23 protein-coding genes are annotated in these 21234 nt (G+C 67.0%); 11 read left to right on the forward strand and 12 right to left on the reverse strand.

What is annotated here, in order from left to right:
- Position 1: 1 nt before the first annotated feature.
- The 3 genes from NOCYR_RS20655 to NOCYR_RS20665 all read left to right on the forward strand — a co-directional run bounded on the left by NOCYR_RS20655 (position 2) and on the right by NOCYR_RS20665 (position 3850).
- Positions 2 to 1663, forward strand: a complete 1662-nt coding sequence (locus tag NOCYR_RS20655) for an MFS transporter (protein ID WP_231855973.1) — start codon at positions 2 to 4, stop codon at positions 1661 to 1663.
- On the forward strand, positions 1614 to 2192 hold the full coding sequence (locus NOCYR_RS20660; RefSeq protein ID WP_014352345.1) for a TetR/AcrR family transcriptional regulator: 579 nt from the start codon (positions 1614 to 1616) through the stop codon (positions 2190 to 2192). Before NOCYR_RS20655 ends, NOCYR_RS20660 begins: the two co-directional genes overlap by 50 nt.
- A gap of 113 nt (positions 2193 to 2305) precedes the next feature.
- Entirely contained in the window at positions 2306 to 3850 is a 1545-nt protein-coding gene (locus NOCYR_RS20665; RefSeq protein ID WP_014352346.1) for an acyl-CoA carboxylase subunit beta, read from the forward strand.
- A gap of 69 nt (positions 3851 to 3919) precedes the next feature.
- On the opposite strand, the gene NOCYR_RS20670 is transcribed toward NOCYR_RS20665, so the two are convergent.
- Positions 3920 to 4816 carry a D-alanyl-D-alanine carboxypeptidase family protein gene (locus NOCYR_RS20670; RefSeq protein ID WP_231855974.1) on the reverse strand — a complete coding sequence of 299 codons (897 nt, stop codon included), beginning with the start codon at positions 4814 to 4816 and terminating at the stop codon, positions 3920 to 3922.
- Positions 4817 to 4988: 172 nt separating this feature from the next.
- Between NOCYR_RS20670 and NOCYR_RS28590 the strand changes: the two genes are divergently transcribed.
- Entirely contained in the window at positions 4989 to 5396 is a 408-nt protein-coding gene (locus NOCYR_RS28590) for an NUDIX hydrolase (RefSeq protein WP_197538394.1), read from the forward strand.
- Positions 5397 to 5688: 292 nt separating this feature from the next.
- On the forward strand, positions 5689 to 6117 hold the full coding sequence (locus NOCYR_RS20675) for an NUDIX hydrolase (protein WP_231855975.1): 429 nt from the start codon (positions 5689 to 5691) through the stop codon (positions 6115 to 6117).
- Positions 6118 to 6140: 23 nt separating this feature from the next.
- Here NOCYR_RS20675 and NOCYR_RS20680 read toward each other — a convergent pair whose 3' ends face one another.
- On the reverse strand, positions 6141 to 6689 hold the full coding sequence (locus NOCYR_RS20680; protein WP_014352350.1) for a GNAT family N-acetyltransferase: 549 nt from the start codon (positions 6687 to 6689) through the stop codon (positions 6141 to 6143).
- Complete coding sequence (locus NOCYR_RS20685) at positions 6682 to 7977, reverse strand: helix-turn-helix domain-containing protein (RefSeq protein ID WP_014352351.1); 1296 nt, start codon at positions 7975 to 7977, stop codon at positions 6682 to 6684. Before NOCYR_RS20685 ends, NOCYR_RS20680 begins: the two co-directional genes overlap by 8 nt.
- A 364-nt stretch (positions 7978 to 8341) precedes the next feature.
- On the opposite strand from NOCYR_RS20685, the gene NOCYR_RS20690 reads away from it, so the two are divergent.
- A complete protein-coding gene (locus NOCYR_RS20690) occupies positions 8342 to 8644 on the forward strand; it encodes a hypothetical protein (protein ID WP_014352352.1) in 303 nt (100 codons plus the stop codon).
- Between the two features lie 178 nt (positions 8645 to 8822).
- Here NOCYR_RS20690 and NOCYR_RS29385 read toward each other — a convergent pair whose 3' ends face one another.
- Positions 8823 to 9179, reverse strand: a complete 357-nt coding sequence (locus NOCYR_RS29385; protein WP_148280702.1) for a hypothetical protein — start codon at positions 9177 to 9179, stop codon at positions 8823 to 8825.
- Positions 9180 to 9349: 170 nt separating this feature from the next.
- The gene (locus NOCYR_RS20700; RefSeq protein WP_014352353.1) at positions 9350 to 10492 is read right to left on the reverse strand and encodes a helix-turn-helix domain-containing protein; all 1143 of its coding nucleotides are present in this window, start codon (positions 10490 to 10492) and stop codon (positions 9350 to 9352) included.
- Between the two features lie 258 nt (positions 10493 to 10750).
- Here NOCYR_RS20700 and NOCYR_RS20705 point away from each other — a divergent pair, with 258 nt between their 5' ends.
- Positions 10751 to 11752, forward strand: a complete 1002-nt coding sequence (locus NOCYR_RS20705; RefSeq protein WP_269147593.1) for a haloalkane dehalogenase — start codon at positions 10751 to 10753, stop codon at positions 11750 to 11752.
- 47 nt (positions 11753 to 11799) lie between these two features.
- Positions 11800 to 12657: an RNA polymerase sigma factor gene (locus NOCYR_RS20710; protein ID WP_014352355.1), complete on the forward strand. Its 858-nt coding sequence runs from the start codon at positions 11800 to 11802 to the stop codon at positions 12655 to 12657.
- 207 nt (positions 12658 to 12864) lie between these two features.
- On the opposite strand, the gene NOCYR_RS20715 is transcribed toward NOCYR_RS20710, so the two are convergent.
- From NOCYR_RS20715 to NOCYR_RS20730, 4 genes are all read right to left on the reverse strand, one after another.
- Positions 12865 to 13470 (reverse strand): dihydrofolate reductase family protein, encoded by a 606-nt coding sequence (locus tag NOCYR_RS20715; RefSeq protein ID WP_014352356.1) that lies wholly within the window; start codon positions 13468 to 13470, stop codon positions 12865 to 12867.
- Between the two features lie 77 nt (positions 13471 to 13547).
- A complete protein-coding gene (locus NOCYR_RS20720) occupies positions 13548 to 15104 on the reverse strand; it encodes a multicopper oxidase family protein (protein ID WP_014352357.1) in 1557 nt (518 codons plus the stop codon).
- Complete coding sequence (locus tag NOCYR_RS27985; protein WP_014352358.1) at positions 15101 to 15481, reverse strand: hypothetical protein; 381 nt, start codon at positions 15479 to 15481, stop codon at positions 15101 to 15103. The genes NOCYR_RS20720 and NOCYR_RS27985 overlap by 4 nt, the downstream gene beginning before the upstream one ends.
- Positions 15478 to 16599, reverse strand: coding sequence for an amidohydrolase family protein (locus tag NOCYR_RS20730; RefSeq protein ID WP_014352359.1), 1122 nt, complete (start codon positions 16597 to 16599; stop codon positions 15478 to 15480). Before NOCYR_RS20730 ends, NOCYR_RS27985 begins: the two co-directional genes overlap by 4 nt.
- A 185-nt stretch (positions 16600 to 16784) precedes the next feature.
- Here NOCYR_RS20730 and NOCYR_RS20735 point away from each other — a divergent pair, with 185 nt between their 5' ends.
- On the forward strand, positions 16785 to 17693 hold the full coding sequence (locus NOCYR_RS20735; protein ID WP_014352360.1) for a sigma-70 family RNA polymerase sigma factor: 909 nt from the start codon (positions 16785 to 16787) through the stop codon (positions 17691 to 17693).
- Positions 17694 to 17774: 81 nt separating this feature from the next.
- Here the strand turns inward: NOCYR_RS20735 and NOCYR_RS20740 are convergent, their stop codons facing one another.
- A complete protein-coding gene (locus tag NOCYR_RS20740; RefSeq protein WP_014352361.1) occupies positions 17775 to 18062 on the reverse strand; it encodes a DUF1905 domain-containing protein in 288 nt (95 codons plus the stop codon).
- 22 nt (positions 18063 to 18084) lie between these two features.
- On the reverse strand, positions 18085 to 18465 hold the full coding sequence (locus NOCYR_RS20745) for a DUF1761 family protein (RefSeq protein ID WP_014352362.1): 381 nt from the start codon (positions 18463 to 18465) through the stop codon (positions 18085 to 18087).
- A gap of 77 nt (positions 18466 to 18542) precedes the next feature.
- Here NOCYR_RS20745 and NOCYR_RS20750 point away from each other — a divergent pair, with 77 nt between their 5' ends.
- A complete protein-coding gene (locus tag NOCYR_RS20750) occupies positions 18543 to 19160 on the forward strand; it encodes a TetR/AcrR family transcriptional regulator (RefSeq protein WP_014352363.1) in 618 nt (205 codons plus the stop codon).
- 108 nt (positions 19161 to 19268) lie between these two features.
- Positions 19269 to 20024, forward strand: a complete 756-nt coding sequence (locus tag NOCYR_RS20755; RefSeq protein WP_048833572.1) for a phosphotransferase family protein — start codon at positions 19269 to 19271, stop codon at positions 20022 to 20024.
- Between the two features lie 96 nt (positions 20025 to 20120).
- On the opposite strand, the gene NOCYR_RS20760 is transcribed toward NOCYR_RS20755, so the two are convergent.
- Positions 20121 to 21206: a fatty acid desaturase family protein gene (locus tag NOCYR_RS20760; RefSeq protein ID WP_231855976.1), complete on the reverse strand. Its 1086-nt coding sequence runs from the start codon at positions 21204 to 21206 to the stop codon at positions 20121 to 20123.
- Positions 21207 to 21234: the final 28 nt, after the last annotated feature.

Below are 21234 nucleotides of genomic sequence, written 5' to 3' on the forward strand. Positions count from 1 at the left end.
TTTGAACGATGGTACTACTTGTACTATCGTTCAAATATCTACGAAGGAGGTTGCCGTGTCAGGAGTCGACGTGCGCAGTTCCGGCGCGCGCGAGTGGGCGGGCCTGGCCGTGCTGGCGCTGCCGACCGTGCTGCTCGGCCTCGATGTCACCGTGCTCTACCTGGTGCTGCCGAGCATGGCCGAAGCGCTCGACCCGTCGGCGACCCAGACGTTGTGGATCATGGACGCCTACGGGTTCTTCATCGCCGGATTCCTGCTCACCATGGGAACTCTGGGCGACCGGATCGGCCGGCGCCGACTGCTGATGATCGGGATGACGGCCTTCGCGGCGGTCTCGGTCCTGGCGGCCTACGCGCCGAACGCCGAGCTGCTGATTCTGGCGCGCGCCCTGCTCGGGATCGCCGGGGCGACGCTGATGCCGTCCACATTGTCGTTGATCTCGAACATCTTTCGCGACGAGCGGCGGCGCGCGGTCGCGATCGGGATCTGGGCGACGATGTTCGCCCTCGGCATGGCCGCCGGGCCGGTGGTCGGTGGTGCGCTGGTCGACCGGTTCTGGTGGGGCGCGGCATTCCTGCTGGCCGTGCCGGTCGCCGTGGTGGTGCTCGGCCTGGCGCGGACGCTGCTGCCCGAACACGCCGATCCGCGGGCCGGCCGCCTGGATCCGGCCAGCGTCGCGCTGTCGCTGGCCGCGATCGTGCCGGTGGTCTACGCGATCAAGCACGCCGCGGCACACCGGCCCGATCTCGGCACACTGCTCCTGGCAACCATCGGCATCGCGGCCGGGGTGATCTTCGTACGACGCCAACTCCGACTGACCGCTCCCCTGCTGGACGTCACGCTCTTCGCGAACCGGGCGTTCTCCGCCGCGCTGGCCGTACTGCTGATCGGCTTGATCGGCGTCGGCGGGACCATGTACCTGGTCACCCAATACCTCCAATTCGTCGAAGACATGAGCCCGTTCGGCGCGGGGCTGTGGATGGGGCCGCCCGCGCTGGCCATGTTCGCGGCGGCGATCGGGGCGCCGCTGATCGCCCGGCGAATCCGGCCCGGCCTGGTCATGGCGATCACGCTCGGCCTGTCGGTGATCGGCTACGCGCTGCTCGCGGGCGCGGGAACCGGGGAGCCCGTTCGAGTGGTCACCGGATTCGGTTTCGTCTATCTCGGTCTCGGAGCGATCGCCGCCCTCGGCACCGATATGGTCGTCGGCGCCACTCCGGCCGCGCAGTCCGGTTCGGCCGCGGCGATGTCGGAGACCGTGCAGGAACTCGGCCTCGCCATCGGCGTCGCCGTCCTCGGCAGTCTCGGCACCGCGCTCTACGCCGCCCGCATGACCGCACCTCCGGACGTGACGCCCCTCGTCGAGGACCGTCTCACCGACAGCCTCGCGGGCGCGCTGTCGGTCGCCGATCAGGTTCCCGCCGAGACACTGCAGGCCGCGCGCGAGGCATTCACCAGCGGTGTGAACGTCGCGGCGACCGTCGCCGGTGTCGCCATCGTGGCGGCGACCGTAATCTGTCTGACGGCATTGCGGCAGGTCCGCCCGCTCGGCGAGGAGCCGGCCGAGGACACGGTGCGCTGCGCGACCGGCCCGGAACCCGCAGGAGGCGAGCATGAACGAGACGAGCGAGCCGATCGATGGGCGCAAGGCCCGGGGCAGTAGGCGCCGCGCCGAGATCATCGAGGCCACCCTCGCCGTCGTCACCCGCGACGGGGCCGCCGGCGTCACCCACCGCACCGTCGCCAAACAGGCCGGCATCACCACCAGTCTGAGCACCTATTACTTCGCCACCCTCGACGACCTGCTGGTCGCGGCCCTGTCCACCGTCGCCGACACCTACACCGCGCGCATCCGCGAGATCATGGAAAGCCCCGGCGACAAGCTGCGCGGCCTGGCCGAGCTGATCGTCGAATCCGCGGGCCCCGGCCGCGACCGCGCCCTCGCCGAACGGGAACTGTCCACCCTCGCCGCCCGCCGCCCCGCCCTCGCTCCCGTCGCTCTACGCTGGCGCGCCGATATCGCCGAACTCGCCGCCACCCTCACCGACGACGCCGAGGCCATCGCCGCCCTCGTCGCCACCTCCGACGGACTGTGCACGGCCCTGCTGCTCGACAACGCCCCCGCCGACGCCGACTACGTCCACCGCCTGCTGACTCGCGCGCTGGCCCGGCCCGGCGCCCCTGCCCGGTGAGGAAGCCGGCCGGGAACTCACAAACCTGGGAATCCCACTGAGCGACCTGTCCGGGTACGGTGTCAAAGCCCCCGATGACGGTGCGGTGTTCCCGCTGAAAACTGGATGAATCGATGAGTACTACCGCCGACAAGCTTGCCGACCTGCGCAAGAAGCTCGAGATCGCGCAGGAACCGGCCGGAGAGGCGGGAGCCGCCAAACGCGCACGTAAGGGCATTCCGTCCGCCCGCGACCGCATCGAGATGCTGCTGGATCCGGGCACCTTCGTCGAGCTCGGCGCCCTGGTGCGCAACCCCAACGACAAGGACGCCCTCTACGGCGACGGCGTGGTCACCGGACGCGGTCTCGTCGACGGCCGCCCGGTCGCGGTGTTCTCCCATGATCAGACGGTGTACGGCGGCACCATCGGCGAGATGTTCGGCCGCAAGGTCGCCGCGATCATGGAGCTGGCGGGCAAGATGGGCTGCCCGCTGGTCGGCATCAACGACTCCGGCGGCGCGCGCGTCCAGGAGGCAGTGACCTCGCTGCGCTGGTACGGCGAGCTCGCCACGAAAATGGAGCCGCTGTCGGGTGCGGTGCCGATGGTGTCGCTGATCCTGGGCAACTGCGCGGCCGGTGCGGTGTACCAGCCGATCTGCACCGACGTCGTGGTCGCCACCGAGAGCGCGCACATGTTCGTCACCGGGCCCAAGATCATCGAGGACGCCCTCGGCGAGAAGGTCGACATGGAGGAGCTCGGCGGCGCCTACAACCAGGCCGCCTACGGCAATATCCACCACGTCGCCAAGGACGAAGCCGCGGCCTTCGCCTGGGTCCGCAACTACCTGAGCTACCTGCCGTCCAGTGCCGTCGAGCAGCCGCCGATCGTGAACCCCGGCCTGGAGCCGGAGGTCACCGAGTCCGATCTATCGCTCGACACGCTCGTCCCCGACTCCGACAATTCCATCTACGACATGCACGACGTGCTGGTGCGGATCTTCGACGACGGCGAATTCCACGAGATCGGCGCGGCCGCCACCAAAAACATCATCACCGGCTTCGCCCGCGTCGACGGCCGCCCCGTCGGTGTGGTCGCCAACCAGCCCACCGTCCTCGCCGGCGCCCTCGACGCCAAGGCCAGCGACAAGGCCGCCCATTTCATCCACATCTGCAACGCCTTCGAGATCCCGCTGGTGCTGGTGGTCGACACCCCCGGCTTCCTGCCCGGCGTGGAACAGGAGAAGGTCGGCGTCATCAAGCGCGGCGGCCGCTTCCTGTTCGCCTACGTCGAGGCCACCGTCCCCAAGGTGACCGTCGTGATCCGCAAGGCCTACGGCGGCGGCTGGGCCGTCATGGGCGCCAAGGCCCTCGGCTGCGACGTCTACCTCGCCTGGCCCACCGCCCGCATCGCCGTCATGGGCGCCGAAAGCGCCGTCGGCCTCACCCAGCGCAAGATCCTCGACGCGACGCCTGATGATCAGCGCGCGGCGGTCCGTCAGCAGATGATCGACTTCTACAACGCGACCATCGCGACGCCGTGGATCGCGGCCGAACGCGGCTACATCGACGCCGTCATCGAGCCGTCGGCGACGCGGCTGGAGATCCGCCGGGCGCTGAACCTGCTCAAGGACAAGCAGGTCATCCGCTACCCGAGGAAGCATCACCTACTCCCCCTGTGACATTCGTCGAGTGGTACCTCATGCAGGCGTTGTCGGCGTGTCGCCTGCGTCATGTACCACTCGGCGGAGTCAGGGGACGGGGAGGGAGCTGAGGACGGGGAGGAAGCCCCAGTTCATGATGCGTTCGGCGTCGGCGGTGGCGGCGTCGAGGTCGAAGGGGGCGCTGTGCAGGACCACGCCGATCAAGCGCTGGGCGCCCCGCTGCGCTTCGAACAGCAGGCAGGTTCCGGCGGCATTCGTCGATCCGGTTTTGATCCCTGTTGTGCCCGGGTACCGGTGCAGTAGGTCGTTGGTGTTCTCCCAGACGTGAGCGCGGTTGGCCGGGCCCGCCGGCTGGTGATGAACCCGGGTCCCCACGATCTGCCGGAAGACCGGGTTGCCCATGGCGTGATGCCCCATCCGCACCATGTCGGCAGGCGTGGAATAGGTGGAGTAATCGCCCGGAACGGGCAGCCCACTGGGATCGGTGAAGTGCGTATTCCCCATCCCCAGCCGATGCGCCGTAGCGTTCATCTTCCCGATGAACGCCTCCCGCCCCGGCCCGAACGCCTCCGCCAGCGCATACGCCGCATCACACCCCGAAGGAAGCATCATCGCGTACAGCAACTGGCGCGCAGTGAGCACTTCACCGGCAACCAACCCCGCCGAACTCCCCCCATGCGCCGCCGACGCATCGATCGCCGACTGCGGCACCGTCACCGGCCGCTCCAGATCCCCCGCCTCCAACACCACCAACGCCGTCATCACCTTGGTAAGACTGGCCACCGGAACCCGCGCGTGCGCCTCCCGCGACCACACGATCAACCCGGTATTCCCCTCCGCCAACGCCGCCCCGCGCGCTTGAATCCCATCGGGTTGCAGCGCCACCGGAAACGGAGCCTGATCATTCGAGCCGCCGACAACCGGAGCCGCCGCGACAGTAGGCGCGAAAACAACGAGCACTCCAGCAATCGCCGCCGGCAGCACACGGGCATAGGTTCGCATCGGGCCATTGTGCAGCGGGATTGTTCCCAATAGTGGGATTTCAAGCCGCAGCGCGAACGCGTCACCGCTGGTCCAAGCGTTATCCGGCGGAAATGGCTCACCAACCGGCGACCCACTCGGCCACGATGTCCCAGTGCACCATCCGAGAATCCGCGTGGCCGCCTACGTCATCAGATACCGCACAACCCCCGAACTACTAGTCTTCGACCACACCGCCCACCCCGAAGCAGGAACCCAAATCCCCGCCGGTGGGGTGCACCCTGGTGAGTCCCTCGAGCAAGCGGTCCTCCGTGAAGTAGCCGAAGAGACCGGACTGCGCAACGTTTCCGTAGTCGACCAGCTCGCCGTAGACGACCACCCACACTCCCTCACCAACGTCCCCCGCCGAACAACCTTTTTCCGCCTACACGCCCGATCCGACACACCCGATACCTGGACGCACCGTGTCGACGGAGAAGGAGCCGACCACGGCCTGGTCTTCACCTGCCGCTTCGTACAACTGCCGCTGAAATCACCGTTGGCCGATCACCAGGATCGCTGGTTGTCTCGGATCTCGAGTTGAGCTTCCGGATACGGTGTTCTCAAGCTGCGGGATCGGTCGGCATCGTCACGGCACCATGCTCACATGCGGCAGCGACGGCTCGCCCCCGTGTCTCTGGAGAGTCACCGGACCCGAGTAATTCCCAAAGGTCTTCTACTAGAACGACCTTCGAATGCTCAACGTCGCGGCATCGTCACGACTACCCTCCGGCGGACGCTGACAGCTCGTGTACCGCCCACCTACTTGGAAACGCCATGCGCCTGCGCGTCGATCATTCACTTACGGATCACCCGACAGGGATCCGCGCAGGCGCGTGGTGAGCGTCTGCTATCTGGCATTCGTGCCCGATCTTCCGATGCCCGAGCCAGGAGGCGACGCGAGAAGAGCGATCTGGGTCCCCGTCGAGTCGGTGCTGAACGAGCCGACGGAGCTGGCGTTCGACCACCATCAGATCATCGCGGACGCGGTCGACCGAGCCAGGAGCAAACTCGAATACACCACCCTCGCAACACGATTTTGCCGACCGCAGTTCACCGTCGCCGAGCTACGGAGAGTTTACGAGATCGTATGGGGCCGCCCGCTGGATCAGCGCAACTTTCATCGCAAGATCACCAGCGCTGAAGGAGTCCTGATCCCCACCGGCGAGCGAACCACCCGCCACGGCGGGCGCCCAGCCGCCCTGTACCGTCGCGGCCCGGCCACGGTTCTACACCCTGCGATATTGCGACCCACCTCCGGATAACGCCGGGCGCTGCGTCGATCCCATCACTCAGCCAGCTTGCGGATCAGTACGTCGAAAACAGGGGCCCCATCCCAGTCGGGTCGTAGCACACCGACCCGGAACCAACCCCATTTCCGGTACCGCGCATATGCGTTCTCGTTCGTCGGATCCACGAGCAGGGTCGCCCGCTGTTCTTGTCGACCAGCCAGCAGTTCGTCGTGCAAAGCCCGCGCGTGACCTCTTCCGGTGTGCTCACGTACCACCATGATCTCCGACAGCGCGAATGTCCGTGTCCCGTCCTCTGTCGTGAAATCCGGCTCCTCTTCGTCGAGGTGCAGACCGTTCCACCACCGGGAATTCGCGGTGAGCGGCCACCCCCACGCCTGCCCGATCGCTTCGCCCTCGGAGTACAGCACGACCAGGTCGAATCCTGCACGGCTCGTGTAGGCGTCGAATCGCCGCATGGCCGCTTCCAGCGACTCGAACGGGTCGTCAGAGGCGACGGATTCGGTGTATGCGCGCGCGTACACGTCCTGAACGGTGACGCGGATCTTCCGGGCGCCCAGGTGGTCGAACCGCCGGAACTCAGTCAACTGCGGTGCCTTTCGTGGTGGTGAGAGCGTCGTAACGAGCCCGGAACTCCTCACCTTCGGGAAGCCTCTCAGCTGAGGCCCGCACCGGCTCGAGCACCTTGAGTGCACGGGGGGACGCAAGCCACGTTTCCAGCGCCTCGAGCACCGGCAGCCCTGTCGCGATTGCCTCTCCCATGTCGCCGGTACGAGCCAGCGACGCCGACCACCACGCTGCCGCGTGCACGGTGTTGCTGGGGCTGGCCGGCTCGCCTGCCACGACCTCGAACAGGCTGAGAGCCCGATTGTGGTTGCTCATATCCGTACAGGCTCGTGCCTCGTGGAACCGAACTTCGGAGTGACTGACGAACCGCAGCCACGCGGGACACTGATCGACCGGCTCGTCGGCCATTGCATTGTCCATCTCGCGCCACGCCGCCGACATCGCCTTGGCGACACTGCTCGCGTCTCCCGCCGTCCCGTATGCGGCCGCCTCGCGCGCAGCAATCAGCGCGTGAATCCGCCCCGCCGGCCGGCGCCGCACCAGATCTCCCGCGCGGCGGGTCAGCGCAAGAGCGTACGACGGAGATGCTCGTCCGATCCGCGCCAACGTGGTGCTTTGCAAGGCAGCGTTCATGCATGCGTGCACGGTCAAATCGTCGTCGTCAGCTGTGAACGCCAACGACAGTGCGTCGGAGTAACAACGCCATGCAAGCTGCGTCTGATCCGCATCGTAAGCCAGCCAACCAGTTTGGACAGCAAGCTCGCCGACTGCGGACATCCACGCCTTCCCGGTCGCATCGTCGAAGACGCAGCTGTGTAATAGCCCTCGAGTGCGCTCCAGCGCGTCGACCGCAGTGGGCAGAAGTCCGGCACCTCCGACCCGTTGCTGAGCAGCCTCCAGTTCAGCAGTGAATGCATTGAGCCGGTTCACATCCGCCATCCCGATGCGGGACGGTTTCCATTGCGGCAATGTCGCGACGGTCAGCGCAGCGGCCATGCTGAATTCGCGGCGGTTCACGTCTGCCTCATCCTCTATGTCTCCAGACGGCGAGTGTCGCTGTGCTGCGGCCCGGGGGCCGGATACGGCGAGCGCGAACCGACGCATCTGCTCCGGGCTCAGCTTGGCGAGCCAACTATCGAGGTCGGCGGCACGTTGCCCGCGCACCGGCCGCGATTCGGTGGCACGTTCCCATTTTCGCACGGTCGCAACAGACCACCCGATCTGTTCGGCGAACTGCTCCTGAGTCATACGGAGCGCGGCATCGCGCAGGGCGCGTACCTCAACCCGTGTCCAAGTCTCCACGATCATTCGATGCCCCCTGTCCCTGCGATCTAGCGGAAGAGTAGCGGTTCCCTATCACTGCTGTCCCTGGGATCGCGATCGGAGGTCGATGACGCTTGATTCGGCCTCGGCGCCGGGTCGAACATCCCGCTTGGTCAGGACATTACGAGCCTGACCGCAGCGGAATTCCCCGGCGCCGGGTGCCTGCCATGACACGTAAACGAGGAGGCTCTGTGCGCGAACGACCGCTGCTGCCTGAGCGAGCAGCGCCGAACCGGGATACGGAGACTTCCGCCCGGCTGCTGCGGCACCAACATTGTGTCGATACATCGACGTCGGAGCGAGTAGCGGTGGAGCCCCCGACCACACCCGCCGACGCCGAGGTGGCAGCATGAACCATTCGATCGCGCTCGGCTGGATCGACCACGACATCAGCAGCGCACCCGATTGGGACCGCGCCCAGATCCGCCGCCTCGCACTACGACTCGGCTACCAGCTCGTGTGGCCATGCGAACACTCGGTGCTACGACCGGCAGATCAGGTACGCAATGCCCAGGCCGAGCTGGTGATCCTGCCAGCACCCGACCACCTCGGCCCCCTCGAACTCAATGCGGTAATGGAGATCGCCGATGTAGAGATCGTGCTTCCACGACTCAGCTTCGCGCGGTGGACGATCGGACAGGCGAACCCATGAGCACTCTGGTGATCGTCGGCCTGGCGATCGCGATCGCGATACCGCTGCTGGTGATCGCGGCGACGATCTGGTGGCCGTGACATCAACTACCGGAATTGCTGCCGAGAACCCGAAGTCGGGCGGTGACGCCGTTCATAAGCAGCGATGGGCAATTCGGCGGTCGAGCGGCCCGCCTCGACTACAGGATCCGGCAGACCCATTGCTGATAATCACCAACCGGAACCGACATCGGCTCGAAGCCCGCCCTGTCGAAGAGCAACTCACTCGGACGGTTGTGCCGGTGAATGGACGCGGTTGCGACGGCGACGGCTCGCCCGAGCGATACCGCGCACTCGGCGATGCAGCCGCGTGCTTCGCGTAAGGCGCCGTCCGCCACGACGCCGCCCCGACCGCGAACGGTCTGGCATACACCGATTGCTGCGATGTGGGCCGCGACGAGTTCGGGCTCGGAACAATCGAAGATCAGGTGAACAGCAGCGACGATCCCGTTTTCAGGCACATCTCGACCGACGAGTAGCAAGTCGCCTTCCTTCAATCGCTTCGAGCTCTCCCGGAAGTGACTCTGAACCTCGTACTCCCACGGCTTGGGGTGTGGAAGCCTGCGACCGACGGGGCTTCGCGGCAGTGGTGTCGTGCACGAGAACGTCTGCAGCGAGATTGCGTCCCGGCGTTTGGTGATCCTCTCCCAGCGAAGTATCGGCGCGCTCACCCGGCGAGCCGGTTGTTCGTCGCTGCCCACTTCCCAAGATCGGCGGCGCTCGGCCGGTCCTCTAGCCGACGCGCGTAGGCATCAGCGAGCTGTTCATCATCCGGGGACAGGAAGTCGATCTCGTCGACTGGCACAGCAAGCGCCCAAGCGAGCAGCTCCGGCGAAACCGTGCCTGCGTCTACTCGACGTTGCAACGCGTCGACCACCAAGGACGGGAAGAGTCGAGTCGACGAATCCTGCTGTCGCACAGTCACTTTCTCCGTCCCCCCCACTACTTGCGCCTGAGCGCGGATCAGTTTCGGCGTCGATTCTCTCAGGGCGGACACGATGCCGGGCGCGGGTTGAATACGGAACCAGTCGAGGCGATTTTTCAAGGCCTTGCTCGAGACTCCGGTTCTCCACAGGAATCCCGCCAGCTGCCGCTCGTCCATCCGCTGCCAGTCTTCGCGATCGATCAGTTCTTGCGGCAGGAGCAGCTCCGCAGCAAAACGATTGGCAGGCGCTTCGTCTTTCTCTGCCGGCTCGGCGTTCCCGCTGTGGTGTCCGAGCGCGAGATGTGCCAGCTCATGCGCCAGCGACCAGTTGCTACGGAACCAGCTCGGAGTGGTCGCCAATAGGACAACCGCCCGAGGACCGATGGTGATCGAATAGTCGGTGCTGAGCCCTGGTAGACGAACGACATCGACGCCCAGCCGAGCTTCTACCGCCGCGCCGAAGGTTCGCACAAAGTCGTCGCCGAGTATTTCACGCATACGGCCTGGGTCATCTGGCAGCTTCTCGCTCGGAGGCGGGCCCTCTGGAAGGGCGGCGTTGTAGACCTCCACTACCTGCGCAAGGATCTCGTCGTCATGGACGCGGCCCGGATTCATGGGCACACGCCGGTCCGGATCCCAACTGTGCCGGGCAGCGATCTGAACTCGACGAGGATCCTCATGCCCAGTGGCGAGCCAGTAGAGATCCGCGCCCAGCTCATCCGCGATTCTGGCCAGCTCTGTCGACGAGAAACCGCGCTGCCCGTTCAGTGCTCGGGAGAGCGCGTCGGGCTTCATACCGGCCTGGTCAGCGAGTTGTCGCTGACTCATGCCGGATGGAATGCGCGACCGAATGCGATCGCCCACCGCCACAAGCTTCTCGTCCATGCATCCATGCTACCGACGCATTGGGATTTTCCCAACGCATAGCTTCGTGCCCGTTTCGTCGACCGGGCCACAGGTTCATCGACGACGTCGGCGTCAGACACGGGAGCAACATCGCGCCCCACGATCGACAACCGGACCATGACTGGCGATTCCTGTGCCCCAGATCACATCCCCGCCGGTGTCACGACCGCCGGATTCCGGTGTCGAAAAGAGGTGTACCAGTCAAACACGCGCCCACCGGGCGAGAAGGGAATCGAGATGCGCCGGCACCACCCTCCGGATCCATCCCACCCCAACCTGCCGGTATCTCGACGCGTACTGCTCCAGGGTGTCGCCGCAGGAGTCGCGCTCGTCTCCGCCGGATGCCTGTCGATCGAAAAGAAGGACCGAACCATGGCTACGACAACAGTTCTCGACTCACACATGTCCTACGTCGACCTCGGCGCCGGCACCCCGCTCGTCTTCCTGCACGGCAACCCGAGCTCCTCGCATATGTGGCGCAACGTGCTGCCCCATATGCCCGCCGCGCGCCTGCTTGCCCCGGACCTCATCGGCATGGGCGCATCGGGCAAACCCGATATCGGCTACAGCTTCGCCGAGCACGCCCGCTACCTCGACGCCTGGTTCGACACCCTCGGCCTCGACCGGGTCGTCCTGGTCGGCCACGACTGGGGCGGCGCGCTCGCCTGTGATTGGGCCGCGCGCCACCCAGAGCGAGTGCTCGGTCTCGCCCTCTTCGAGAGCATCCTCAAACCGATGCGCTGGGAGGACCTCTCCCCGCAGGCGCGCACCCGGTCCGAATCCATCCGCACCCCCGGCATCGGCGAAGACATGGTGCTCGACCAAGACCTGTTCATCCGTCAGGCGTTCACCGGGGGCGTACTCGAACCGGTCGGCGAGACGGATCTGCAGACCTACCTCGCGCCCTTCCCGACCCCCGAAAGCCGCCGGCCGGTGCTGGCGTGGGCGCGGCAGATGCCGCTCGGCGGCGAACCCGCCGACCTGGTGGCTCGTATCGAAGCCTACGACCGGTGGCTGTCCGACAGCGTCGGGACGCCGAAGCTGCTGCTGACGTTCGAAGGCTCCCCGACCCTGCTCATCGACCCGGCGATGGCCGGCTGGTGCGAAAACCACATCGCAACACTGGAAGTCGTCGCCTGCGGCGCGGCCGGACACCATGCCGCCGAGGACCGGCCCGGCGAGATCGGCACCGCGATCGCCGAGTGGCTGCGGCGCCACCGCCTCACCGGAGGCCGCTGACGGTGATATCCATTGCCCCCACGCGGCCATCGGCCGAGGATGAACCGATGACCATCGACGCCCCGACCGCACCCGAACCGAGCGAGGTCGCGCTCGTCGCGCAAGCTGTCGACGGCAACCCCGACGCGGTGGCCCGGATCCTGCGCGACCTCCAGGATCCGATCTACCGGCTGGCGCTCCGGATGACCGGCCGCCCCGCCGACGCGGAGGACGCCACCCAGGAGATCCTCCTGCGCGTCTTCACCCGCCTGGCCATGTGGCGCGGTGAGGCGAAACTCCTCACCTGGGCCTACCGCATCGGGGTCAACCACCTGCTCAACCAGCGCCGGCGGTCACCCCAGGAGGCGGCGCAACTCAGCCTCGACGCCTTCGGCGACAAACTGACCGAAGACCTGGCCACCGACTACCCTGGCCCCGATGCGGAACTGCTCGCTACCGAGGTCCGCCTCCAGTGCAGCCAAGCGATGCTGCAATGCCTGTCCCGCGAGGAACGCGTCGCGTTCGTCCTCGACGACGTATTCGGCGTCGGATCCACCGAGGCCTCCTGGATCCTGGACATCACCCCCACCGCCTACCGCAAACGTCTCGAGCGGGCCAAGAAACGCCTGCGCACCTTCCTGACCTCGGCCTGCGGCATAGCGTCCGAGCAGGCGCGGTGCCGGTGCGCGCGCCGAGTCGACTACGCGATCTCGACGGGACGAATCAATCCACAACACCCGGAACTGGCCACCCACCCCGTCAGCGCCGGCGCCGCGACCGCCGAACTCCAGATGATCGCGCTGCACGACGCGGCAGCCATATTCCGCGCCCACCCGGACTACGCCCTCCCCGACGCCAAACGCAACGCCGTCGCCGATCTGCTGAGGTCCGGTCGCTTTCCGTTACTGGCCGACCATACCGGCTGACGGGCGCACAACCACTCGCGCGGAGGCTGTTCACGACGAGATCGCCGCGGTGCGCAGACACGTCGATACGCGCCTCAGTCCGTGGTCGGGATCATGATGACCCCGTTGGCGAGAACGACGCGGGCGTTCAGAACGCCGCGTCGCTCGGTGCCGATCGGACCTTGCGGAACCGGCCCGGCGACGAGCCGGACCGGCAGACTGGAGACCTCACGCGGGTCCACCGAGCGGCGGATGCTCCAGCACCCGAGGCTTGTACTCCACCAACTGCATACGCCCATCGAAGTTGCGGTGCTCGATCATGTCGAGAGCAACATCCGGATACCCGTCGTAGATGCGCTCTTCCCCCGTCGCCCCGGTGATCACCGGGAACATCACGACCCGGAACCGGTCGACCAGCCCGGCTCTCAACAGGGAGCGGCTGAGGCTGAGGCTGCCGATGGTGCTGAGAATGCCCGACTCGCTCGCCTTCATGGCGCGAACGGTCTCGACGGCGTCGTCGCGGATGAGGGTGGAGTTGGCCCACTTCAGTGGCTCCTCGAGGGTGGAGGAGAACACGATCTTGGTCGCTTGGGTGAGCTCGTCGACGGACGCCTCTTCTTCGGGCCTGAACTCGTCTTGGCCGTCGGGGACCTGGCCGGCGGCGAAGCCCGACATGAGGCGGTAGGTGTTGGCGCCCATCAGGTAGGTGACCTTGGGCTGCTCGCCGAGCCACGCGAGGTACTCCGGGCCCTCGAGGCCCCAGAAACCGGGCCATCCCTGGCCCGATGCGTAGCCGTCGAGCGAGGTGATGAAGTCGACGAGAAGCTCCGCCATGGCAGTGTCCTTTCCTAGGGTGTCACGAGCTTTGACCGGTCGGGCGCGAGAAACTCATCGGTCGCGGGTCCGGCGAACTACGTCACCATGAAGTCGGCCATCATCGCCATGTCCTCGTGTTCGAGATTGTGGCAGTGCAGCATGAACGGGCCGGGGTAGTCGGTGAAGCGGACCGCCACCTCGACGGCCTCGGCAGGGCGGACGTCGACGGTGTCTTTCCAGCCCGCGTCGAAGGGGCCGGGCGGACGGTTGTTGCGGGAGATCACCTGGAACGGGTCGAGGTGCACGTGCACCGGGTGGTGGAAATCGGTGATGGAACGCCAGATCTCGACGGTGCCCAAGCGCGGGTTGGCCAGGGCACGGCCCGGTTCGTAGGGTGCGCCGTTGATCGACCACCCGTGCGGTCCCAGCTGGAACAGGAAGGTGCGTTCGGCGACGGCGGTGGCCGGATCCAGGCGCTCGACGGGGGCGAGCCGGTCGGGGACGGTGGTGTCGTCGCGCCGCAACGGGCCGGTGACGTCGAAGCGCATGATCTCGGCTGCCGGTCCGGTGTCGAGGGTGTTGCGGAGCCGGACCGAGGTGCCGGGCGGGTACGCGCCGAAATCGATGACCACGTCGAAACGTTCGGCCGGCGAGATGTCGATGTGGTCGTGCCGGATCGGTCGATCGAGCAAGCCCCCGTCACTACCGATCTGTACGAAACCGTCGCCAGGGGGGTCGAGGGTGAGCCGGTAGCGGCGCGCGTTGGAAGCATTGAGCACCCGGAATCGGTAGCGCACCGGCGACACCTCCAGCCGCGGCCACGGTGCGCCGTTGACGAGCACCACATCACCGAGGACCCCGTTCATATAGGGGTCGGTGACACCCGGTGTGCGCAGTTCCGGGTCGATCAGCGGGTAGGCGAACGAGCCGTCGGCGGCGAAGGAGCGATCGCTGATGAGCAAGGGGACGTCACGGTCACCTTGCGGGAGCGGCAGCGCATCCTCGACATCGTCGCCGACGAGGTGGAATCCGGCCAGCCCACGCCAGACCGCCGGACCCGTGAAGCTGTGCCGGTGATCGTGGTACCAAAGGGTCGCGGCGCGTTGGCGATTCGGATACACGTAGGTGCGTTCGCCGTGCGCGAGTGCGCCCGTCATGGTGGCAGCCCCGTGTCCGTGGCTGTGCTGGTGTGCGGTGGTCGCGCCGACCGGCAGGATCAGGTCCATCGGGTAGCCGTCGCTGTCGGCGGGTGTGTGCCCGCCGTGCAGATGCACCACCGTCGGGTGGGGCAGTTCGTTGCGGTGGCGCACCGCGGTCGCCCTCCCCGACCGCGCCCGGATCGTCGGGCCGGGGAAGCTGCCGTGGTAGGTCCAGGCTTCGGTGCGCAGGCCCTGCAGAATGTCGAGATGTGCAGTGCGCTGGACGATTTCGTAATAGTCGGTGGTCGCATCGGATGCGACGGGAGACAGTTCCGGTGGAATTGGTAGCCGCGCCCGGAACGGCTGCGGCAGCGGCACCGAACTGGGCAGCAGCAGTCCCGGCTCACCCGGTCGCACAATCTTCGGCACCACCGCCCAGCCCGCGGCGCCGACGGCGGCCGCCGCGCCGACACCGACGCCCGCGCGCAGGAATCCGCGCCTGCTGATGCTCATCGCTGCCACCGCCACGCCCAGCTCACCAGCAATCCCGTGCCGATGGACAAGCCCACCGCGAGCGGAATATGCACTGCCAGCACCCGCTCCTCACCGAGCGGGATGAGCCCCGCCGCGATCACCAACTGCAACACCGCGGTCCGGACGGGCCACGCCGGGCCACCACCCCTGCGCCACAGCAGCACCGCGCAGACGAGCTGACCGAGGAACACCACCGCCACGAGGCCACCGTTGCGGCTGTGCATGGCCAAGGCTTCGAAATGCCCGGCCATGAAACCGCCGGCCAGGGCGGCCTGGGCGAACACCAGGACCGCCGCCGTCGTCGCCGTCGCCCGGAACAGCGGCAGCGGCCACCGGGCGACCACGGTCGCGGTCATCGACGGACCTGCCGCACACCGCGACGCCACACCTCGGCGATCTCGGACGTGGCAGTGATATCGGTGGTCGGGTCCCCGTCGACGAGCAGCAGATCCGCCCGCAAACCCGGTGCGATGCGGCCGCGGTCGGACAACCCGAAGCGATCGGCCGTCCGGCTCGTCGCGGACCTGAGCACCTCCAGTGGACCCATCCCCACCCCGATCAGCAGCACCAGTTCCCGGTGCAGACCCGAACCATGCGCGGGTACGTACGGCGTCGCGTCGGTGCCGGCGAGCAGCGGCACGCCCGCCTCGTGCAGCGCCCGCGCGACCTGGACCGCGTCGGCGAACGAGCCGGGGCGCGCGCAGTCGGCGGTGGTCTCGCGCTGCCCGGTGATGGCCTCGAAGTACACCAGGGTGCTCACCACGAACACGTCCCGCGCGGCGATCCGATCGGCCAGCTCCAAGGTGTGATCGGAGAAGTCGGTCCACACGTGCGCGAGCCCGTCGACACCGGCATCGAGTGCGATCGCCACTTCACGCTCGGTGATTGCATGCGCGATGACCTGCAATCCCGCGTCATGCGCGTGGGTGGTCAGCGCTCGCGCGGTCTCCGCTGAGAGCACCGGAAGTCCCGTGCCGTGCACTGCACCGTCATCGATGACGATCTTCAGATAGTCGGCGCCCTCCGCCAGCCGGGCCCGCACGAAATCCGCCGCCTGCTCGGGGGCGGAGATGGTGTCGAACGGTGCGAGGCCGCGCGCGGCGATATCCGGCGAGGCGAGCAGTTGACTCGGGTGACCGCCCGGCGCCGTCGCCAAGGTGGCCGCGCTGCGGAAATCGGCGATATCGTCGCGCGATGCGGCCGCAGCCCGCTGGGCGGTCAGGACTTCGGGGAGGCAGAACATGTCGAGCTCGGTCGTGACGCCGAAGGTGAGCGCGGCGGCCAGGTCGCCGTCGAAGATGTGGGTGTGGGCGTCGATCAGCCCCGGCAGCAGGGTTCGGCCGGTGCCATCGATCTCGACGTCGGCGGGGGCGTCGTCGGTGGCGGCGATCCGGCCGTCCTCGATGAGCACGGTGGTGCGGTCGATGCGGTGCTCGCCGTCGAAGACGCGGACATTGCTGATGCGGGTGCGCATGGGGAGCTCCTGGTAGGGATGACGGAAAGGGTTTCGTCGGCTAGGAGCAAGCGATGCGGGCAGAACGTGACACCGCGAGGACGATTCTGTGGGTTGGATCACGCAATCCGGCGCTGGTGTCACACTCGGCGTCGTCGCGGACCTCTTCGTAGAAGGACCATTTCCCGCCGGACCGGAGGACTGCCGTGCACGACGACATCGACAACGCCACCGAGACCTTCCTCGGCTACCGCGAGCTGCTGTTCTCGGTGGTCTACAACATGCTCGGCAGCGTCGCCGACACCGAGGACGTCCTGCAAGAAGTGTGGTTGGCCTGGCAGACCCGCGTGCGCGGCGCCGAACCGATCGACAACGTCCGCGCCTACCTCACCCGGATCGCGGTGAACCAAGCGCTCGCCCGCCGTTCCGCGCTGGCCCGGCGTCGCGAAGAGTATGTGGGGCAATGGCTTCCGGAGCCCCTGGTCGACAACGACACCACCGACGACGGTGCGACGAGCGTGCTGCGGACCGAATCGTCGTCGATGGCGATGCTGGTCGTCCTCGAATCGCTGACTCCGCTGGAGCGGGCGGTGTTCGTGCTCAACGAGGTCTTCGCCTACCCGCACACCGAGATCGCCGGCATGGTCGACCGCTCCCCCGCCGCGGTGCGCCAGATCGCTCATCGCGCCCGGCAACACGTGCAGGCGCGCAGGCCACACACCCAGGTGGACCCGCGGATCCGCAGGCAGGTCACCGAACGCTTCGTCGACGCCGCGATGGGTGGAGACCTCGAAGAACTCCTCGCGGTGCTGGCCCCGGACGTCACCCTCTGGACCGATAGTGGCGGCGCCGGTGTCGCCACATCCTTGCAGCCGGTGCACGGCCGGACCGCTGTCGCCGAGGTTTTCGTATCCGTCGCCGAGGCGGGGCTGGACGGTTACCGGGTGGGTTGGCGCACGGTCAGCGGCGATCCGTGTGCGGTGATCTTCGACGGTGATGCGCCGCTGGCGCTCGTCGTCCTCGATATCGCGCCCGACGATACCGTCATCGGGGTGTACTCGGTGACCAATCCCGCGAAGCTGACCCGGGTGAACGAGACGAATCCGGCTCGCTGAGCGGTGAAGCGGACCGGATGGTCGTCGATCGGCGTCCGTCGCTCGACGCGGTATTCGTCGCGTCTGCGTCGAATCTGCCGGTCAGGACAAACGCTCGGTCAGATGAACAGTGACCTCATCACCATCGGACTTGCCGATACTGCGCCTGATCGCCGCGGCAACGGGGAGCTTGTGCGTGCCGTCTCCGAGAGCCATGAAGGACGAGGCGAACGGCACGCCGTCCACCGTTCCTTTGACCTTCACCAGGCCGCGGGTACCGAAGATCTGTGCCGAATCGGGAAGTTGCACGCACGTCCACGTGTCGCCTTCCCGGACTTTCCCGAGGACGGCGGTGAAGGTGATGTCGAGTGGTCCTGCTGCGGCAGCCATGGCGGCTCCTGTCGAGAGGGGGTCAGATGAACAGTCCGAGCACAACTCCACTGATGACCAGTTTGAGGACCCAGTCGGTCATGTGCACCAGCGCGGTCGGGATCGGAACGTTTTCGTGGACGACGGCGCCGGCGAGGATGGTGACGGGCAGTATCGCCACGATGGCGCCCAGCACCGCCCCGGCCGCGACTCCATGCCGATCACCGGCGACGAGCAGCAGCGCCAGGACGGTAGCCGCGAGAAGGCCACGTAGCAGTACGAACAGCATCTGCACCGGCACTCCGACTCCGGGCCGCGGGGTGCTCGTCCGCGACACCAGCGCGGCGACCGGAGGCGTCGCGTACAGCACCGCGCTGATCACGAACGAGACGATCGCGGCGGCGACAACACCTACAACAACCATGTCCGGCTCCTTAAGTACGGTGCAGTACTTAAACTAGGCCGCGGTTTGGGTACTGTCAAGTACTAAAGTGGGGAACCATGAACTCTGGAAGTGGGCGCCGCGGCCGCCCGCCCGGTAAGTCCGGCCCCGAACTGCTGGCCGTAGCGCGTGAGGTGTTTCTGGAGCGCGGGTTCGCGGGATCGACGATGGACGAGGTGGCCTCGCGCGCAGGGATTTCCAAGGCCTCGCTCTATCGGGAACACTCGTCGAAGGCCGAACTCTTCGCTGCGGTGGTGGAGAATTGGGCGGGCGCCGGCCGTCATGCCATGCGGCCCGCCCTCGCGAAACTCGAGGCCGCCGAGGATATCCGCGAGGGGCTGCTCACCTGGGCGCGGACCCTGCTGGCCGGTATCCTCTCCCCCACCGTGGTGGAGATGCGCCGACTGGTCACCGCCGAGGCCGCTCGCCTGCCCGAGGTCGGGTCGACCTATCTGCACAAGAGCTGGATCAGCAACATCGGCGATCTCGCCACAACACTCCAGGCACTCGCCACCCGCGGCCTGCTGCGGATACCCGACCCCGGCGCCGCGGCCGAACAGCTCACCTGGCTGGTCGTCGGCGCACCACTGAACGCCCGGATGCTCGATGCCACGGCAACGTCCGCCGACACGGTCGACGCGGCGATCGACCTGTTCCTGGCGGCCTACCGTCGTTGAACGGCGCACGAGTTGACGAAACCTGTTCCGAAGTTGCCTCTTTGCCTCGCGGCACCTGGCGGCACGCTTGCGGCGAACCGGATGACGTCGGCGCCGCCTCCCGCGACAATGACCGACGTGGACAAGCCAGGGGTGGAAGTCGTCGTCGCTCATCATGATTGCGCGACGCTGCGGGTCGGAGACGTACTCCTCAAAGTAGATGCCGATCAAACGCGCACCGATATCGAAGTCGACGCCATGGTGCGGGCGCCCGTTCCCACTCCGGCGATCCTGTGGCGAGAACCGCCCGTCCTCGCGCTTGCCGCTTTATCAGGAAAGCCACTCGCTCACCTAGGCGAGCCCTCGACCGCGTCGGCGGCGGCGTGGGTTGCGGCCGGAGCTACCGTTCGGAAGCTGCACAATGGGCCGCCGCCGGCGAGGGCCGGTCGGAGCCCGGACGAGTTGGCGAGGGAGATCGATGGCGAATGTGCCTGGCTCGTCGCGAATGACGTTCTTCCCGCGAGCGTGATCAGGCGCAACCGCGAACTCGCCGATGCGGCGCTTCGCCCATGGGCTCCGGTGTTCACGCACGGTGATCTACAGGTCGCCCATGTGTTCGTCGACGGAGACGAGGTCACCGGGGTGATCGATTGGTCGGAGGCAGCGCAGGGGGACGCCATGTACGATCTCGCCACCCTGACCCTCGGCCACCCGGAGCATCTCGATGGCGTCGTCGCAGGGTACGGCGCGGCGGTCGACCGTGAGGTGATCCGCGGTTGGTGGTCGGTGCGATGTCTGCGGGGCGTTCGCTGGCTTGTCGAGCATGGATTCGACCCGAGTGCGCCGGGCTGCGAGATCGATATTCTGCGAAGGCAGGCGATGTGAGGGCGCCGAGGCTGGCAACGTGACGGCCCCGGCGGAGGTCAAGCGAGCGTCGAGACGCCGCGCCCTGAGTCGATGACGAGGCCCGCGTCTCGCGACTCAGAGATCGGACTCCCGACGCCTCCGCAGCGGCGCGCCGACATCATGCATGTGCTTCAGCGCTTCGCGATAGGAGGCGATCAACCCCGTCTCGTGGTATGGCACACCGATTTCCGCGCAGTAGTCACGCACGATGACCTGGGCGTGGCGCAGATTCGGGGTCGGCATACTGGGAAACAGGTGATGCTCGATCTGGTAATTGAGGCCGCCGAGTGCGATATCGGTCAGCGTGCCGCCCTTGACGTTTCGAGACGTCAGCACCTGGCGGCGCAGGTAGTCGGGGCGATCGTCGCCGGTCAGAGTCGGCATACCTTTGTGGTTCGGCGCGAAGATGCAGCCCATGTACACGCCGAAGAGCGCCTGGTGGACGGCGAGGAACGCGAAGGCCTTGTCCGCGGGCAGGATGACGAACAGGGCCGTCAGGTAGATGGCGAAATGGCCGAACAGCAACGAACCCTCGAGGACGCGGTGTTTGACCGATCGGTTTCGGAGTGCCCGCACGCCTGCCAGATGGAGATTCAGGCCCTCGAGCATCAGCAGCGGGAAGAACAGGTACGCCTGTGCCCGGCCGATGAGGCGAGGCAGGCCGCGACTGGCCCGCGCCTGCCGTTGTGACCACACCAGGATGTCGGGTGCGACATCGGGATCGAGTTCCTCGTGATTCGGATTGGCGTGATGGCGCGTGTGCTTGTCCTGCCACCAGCCATAACCCAGCCCGATTCCGGCATTGCCGACCACCCGCCCGACGATCTCCGTCGGGCGACGCAACCGGAAGACCTGCCGGTGCGCGACATCGTGCATTACCAGCGCGACCTGCGCGAACGTCACCGCCATGAACACCGCCACCAGCAGCGTCCACCACGAATCCCCGACCAGAACGAACGCCGCCCAGCCCGCGGCAAACGCGAACCCGACCAGGCCGAGCCGGATCGTGTAGTAGACCGGTCGCCGGTCCATCAGACCGGCTTCGCTGACCCGGCGCAAGAGTGGGGCATAGTCACCACCACGCCGCGACAGTGGAGGGGACAAGGTAGACGTCGTCATACAGCTTCCTCGCAGTCGTTGTCTCACCACCGCGCGATGCACTGCCGACCATCGGATGTGGATCGGAGTT

Source organism: Nocardia cyriacigeorgica GUH-2 (assembly GCF_000284035.1).
GTDB lineage: Bacteria > Actinomycetota > Actinomycetes > Mycobacteriales > Mycobacteriaceae > Nocardia > Nocardia cyriacigeorgica_B.